The sequence below is a fragment of the Lutibacter sp. genome (genome assembly GCF_040883305.1).
Classification (GTDB): domain Bacteria; phylum Bacteroidota; class Bacteroidia; order Flavobacteriales; family Flavobacteriaceae; genus Lutibacter.
Genome location: NZ_JBFLKT010000157.1, coordinates 1 through 4,010, shown reverse-complemented (window position 1 = coordinate 4,010; position 4,010 = coordinate 1). Strand labels below are relative to the sequence as shown.

Sequence of the window (4,010 nt, the reverse complement as noted above, 5' to 3'; positions counted from 1 at the left end):
GTATTTTCGCGGCTGCTACTAATTATTGAATTTATGAACAAAACATTTAGAATTGTAAGTATTTTAGAAGGAGTTTCTTATTTATTATTGCTTTTTATAGCAACACCAATTAAATATATTTTAGGAAACGAAATGTTTGTTAAAATGCTTGGAATGCCACACGGACTTTTATTTATCGTATACATTGTATTAGCAATTATGATGAAATATGAATTAAATTGGAATTCTAAAACTTTTATTACTGTTTTGGCTGCATCAATAATTCCTTTTGGAACATTTTATATCGATAAAAAATATTTAAGAGCTTAACCTCCGCTAACTGGCGGAATTATTGCAATTACATTATTTTTAGTAATTATAGTTGTGTCTTCAACATATTCTTCATTAATTGCAATTGCAAAATCATTTATATTTTTTAGTGCTGAAAATTGAGCGATTAATAGTTTCTTTAATTTACCTACAGTAGCGCCTTCTTTTAAGGTATATTTCATTTTATTAGCACCAACAATATCTGTTGTTATTCCAAAAAATAAGAGTTGAATTTCCATTAGTTTTATTCAATTTAATGCAAAAGTAATTCATTTTAAAATAACAACTATTTAGAATCATTTTAAATAAATCTCAAAGCTAGCTTGTGTGATATTAGTTACAAAACTAATATATCTATTACCTAACTTTGATTGAAGTTCAAAATATTTAATAAAAAATGAAGTACGGATTCATAATTGATAACCGAAAATGTATTGGTTGTCACGCTTGTACAACGGCTTGTAAATCGGAACACGATGTGGCTGTTGGCGTTAACAGAACGTATGTTAAGCAAGTTGAAAAAGGAGAATTTCCAGATACCCGAAGAATTTTTTCAGTAATGCGTTGCAACCATTGTACAGATGCTCCTTGTGTGGAAATTTGTCCGGTTGAAGCACTTTACACTCGGGAAGATGGTATTGTAGATTTTGATAACAATCGTTGTATTGGATGTAAGTCTTGTATGCAAGCCTGCCCTTACGACGCTTTGTATATTGATCCAGACAACAACACAGCGGCTAAGTGTAATTATTGTGCGCATAGAGTTGATGTTGGTCGTGAGCCAGCGTGTGTAACGGTATGTCCAGAACACGCAATTATTGCTGGAGATATGCACAATCCAACAACAGAAATTTCGCAATTATTGGCGCGTCAAGCGGTTAAAGTTCGAAAACCCGAAAAAGGGACCAATCCAAATTTATTTTATATAGATGGAGATGATGCTTCTTTAGTTCCTGAGGCTACCGATAAATCGGGACCAGGTTTATGGAACTCACAAGCACGCGGTGTTGGTCATTTTGCAAAAGCTGCTGAAAAAATGATGCACACAAATGATGATGTAGATTTATTACAAATGAGTATTGATAATGATATTCAAGCTGCATATCAAAGAAAAGAAACAGAAAACCCTAATTATATTGATGTTTTAACAGGAAAAGCCCGCCGAGTTTACGACACCCCAGATAAAGGTATACTTTGGGGCTGGGAAGTTTCAGCGTATGTGTTTACAAAAGCAATAGCAGCTGGAGCTTTCTTAATTCCGTTTTTAGCTATTATGTTGGGTTATGAAGTTTCTCCGACTTCAAAATTATGGTCAGCAGGAATTTCATTGGTGTTTTTAGCCTTAACCGGATTATTTTTAGTGATGGATTTAGACAGACCAGATCGATTTTTAAATGTGCTTTTAAGACCACAATGGAACTCTTGGTTGGTAAAAGGTGGTTATACAATTACAGTTTTCGGATTGCTGGTAACCATTTGGGGAGCAATAACATTTTTTGAAATACAAACTGGTGAAACTATTTTATTATGGATAACAGCAGCTTTTGCAATATTACTTGCAGTTTATACAGCATTCTTATTTGCTCAAGCAAAAGGTCGTGATTTTTGGCAAAGCCCAACATTACCATTACATATGCTAGTGCATAGTGTTATGGCAGGAACCGCAATTTTTGTAATTGCTTCTTTAATTTTTGGAAATGAAAATTGGATGAGTATTCTAAAAAATACTATGATAATTGCATTGGTGGTTAACTTATTTACTTTAATAACGGAATTAACAATAACACATCCAACAACATCGGCAAAAACGGTGGTTAAAATGATAACAAAAGGACGTTATAAAAAGCTGTTTTGGTTCGGTACTATTATAATTGGAAATATTATTCCTTTAGCCCTATTGTTTTTAGGAACAGGAGAATTAGTTGCTGTAATATCAGGAATATGTGTTTTAATTGGAATTGTTATAACGGAGAAAATTTGGGTGGAAGCACCACAAAGAATTCCATTAGCTTAATTTAAAAAAACAGAAAGTCATGGGATATAAAAAACCATCATTTATAGAGGGAATAGCAGAAAAATTAGGGATTATTCCAAATCTGCATAAAGAAGGCTATCAAGAATTTGACCAAGATATGCGTCATTTTACAGATGAAGAAGTAGCTCAAATGTACGAGAATTTTCCACCACCAGAAAAATGGGATAATTGGGTAGAATACAACCCGAAAGTTTGGCCTAAAAAAGAAAAAAAAACCTATCAAATTGTACCGACAACTTGTTTTAATTGCGAAAGTGCTTGTGGTTTAACAGCTTTTATTGATAAGGAAACCCAAGAGGTTAAAAAGTTTGAAGGGAATCCATATCACCCGGGAAGTAGAGGAAGAAACTGTGCGAAAGGTCCTGCAACTATCAATCAAATTACAGATCCAGATCGTATTTTATTTCCTTTAAAAAGAAAAGGAAAGCGTGGAGATGGAGAATGGGAACGCGTTACTTGGGATGATGCATTAGATACTATTGCAGCAAGAATTAGAAAAGCATTAAAAGAAAACAGACAAAATGAAATTGCGTACCATGTAGGAAGACCAGGACATGAAAAGTTTATGAATTGGATTTTGCAAGGTTGGGGAATAGATGGCCATAATTCACATACTAATATTTGTTCTTCTGGAGCACGTTTTGGATATAATTTATGGTATGGTTACGACAGACCTTCACCAGACCATGCAGAAGCAAAATTTATTTTATTAGTATCTGCACATTTAGAATCTGGACATTATTTCAATCCGCATGCACAACGTATTATTGAAGGTAAAATGAAAGGGGCAAAATTGGCAACAATGGACCCTCGTTTATCTAATACAGCATCAATGTCAGATTATTGGTTGCCATCATATCCAGGAACTGAAGCGGCAGTTTTATTGGCAATGGCTTTGTATATTTTACAAAACAACCTATACAATAGGCCGTATTTAGAAAATTGGACTAACTGGCAAGAATATTTAAAAGCAAGACATTCTGATAAGGAAGTTATTTTTGAAAATTACATTGCTGCAATGATTGATGAATATAAAGAATTTACTCCTGAATTTGCCGAGAAAGAATCTGGTGTAAAAGCTGAAATGATTGTTGAAATTGCTCAAAAAATTGGTGAAGCAGGCGAACGCTTTGCATCGCATAACTGGCGAGCTGCAGGAGCTTCAAATCTTGGCGGTTGGGCAGTTGCTCGTTGTTTACATTTTTTAACGGCGCTTACTGGTGCTGTTGGCGCAAAAGGAGGAACTTCACCTAATTCTTGGAATAAGTTTAAGCCTACACAACCAAATCCGCCAAAACCTCAAAAATTTTGGAATGAATTGCATTTTCCAAAAGAATATCCATTAGCATTTTTTGAAATGAGTCAGCTATTACCACATTTCTTAAAAGAAGGAAGAGGTAAAATGGATGTCTATTTTACAAGAGTATTTAATCCTGTTTGGACCTATCCTGACGGATTTACTTGGATGGAAATGCTTGCAGATGAATCCAAATTTGGATTGCACACTGCATTAACTCCTACTTGGAACGAAACAGCTTTTTATGCCGATTTTGTATTACCAATGGGGTTAGCATCTGAACGTCACGATTTAAACAGTTATGCCACACACGGAGGAACTTGGGTAGCATTTCGTCAGCCAGTTTTAAGAGAGGCAGCTAGAAGAAAT

The 4,010-nt window shown here is 34.5% G+C and carries 4 protein-coding genes; 3 read left to right on the top strand and 1 reads right to left on the bottom strand.

Annotation, left to right across the window (positions count from 1 at the left end; translation table 11 throughout):
• On the top strand, window positions 1-309 hold a 309-nt coding region (locus AB1Z17_RS05155), incomplete at its 5' end, for a DUF3817 domain-containing protein (RefSeq protein WP_368050728.1).
• Here AB1Z17_RS05155 and AB1Z17_RS05150 read toward each other — a convergent pair.
• On the bottom strand, window positions 306-548 hold the full coding sequence (locus AB1Z17_RS05150) for a MoaD/ThiS family protein (RefSeq protein ID WP_368050727.1): 243 nt from the start codon (window positions 546-548) through the stop codon (window positions 306-308). The two genes, AB1Z17_RS05155 and AB1Z17_RS05150, sit on opposite strands and share 4 nt — an antisense overlap.
• Before the next feature lie 158 nt (window positions 549-706).
• Here AB1Z17_RS05150 and nrfD point away from each other — a divergent pair, with 158 nt between their 5' ends.
• Complete coding sequence (nrfD, locus tag AB1Z17_RS05145) at window positions 707-2,323, top strand: NrfD/PsrC family molybdoenzyme membrane anchor subunit (protein ID WP_368050726.1); 1,617 nt, start codon at window positions 707-709, stop codon at window positions 2,321-2,323.
• Window positions 2,324-2,342: 19 nt separating this feature from the next.
• A partial coding sequence (locus AB1Z17_RS05140; protein ID WP_368050725.1) for a molybdopterin-dependent oxidoreductase occupies window positions 2,343-4,010 on the top strand: 1,668 nt, incomplete at its 3' end.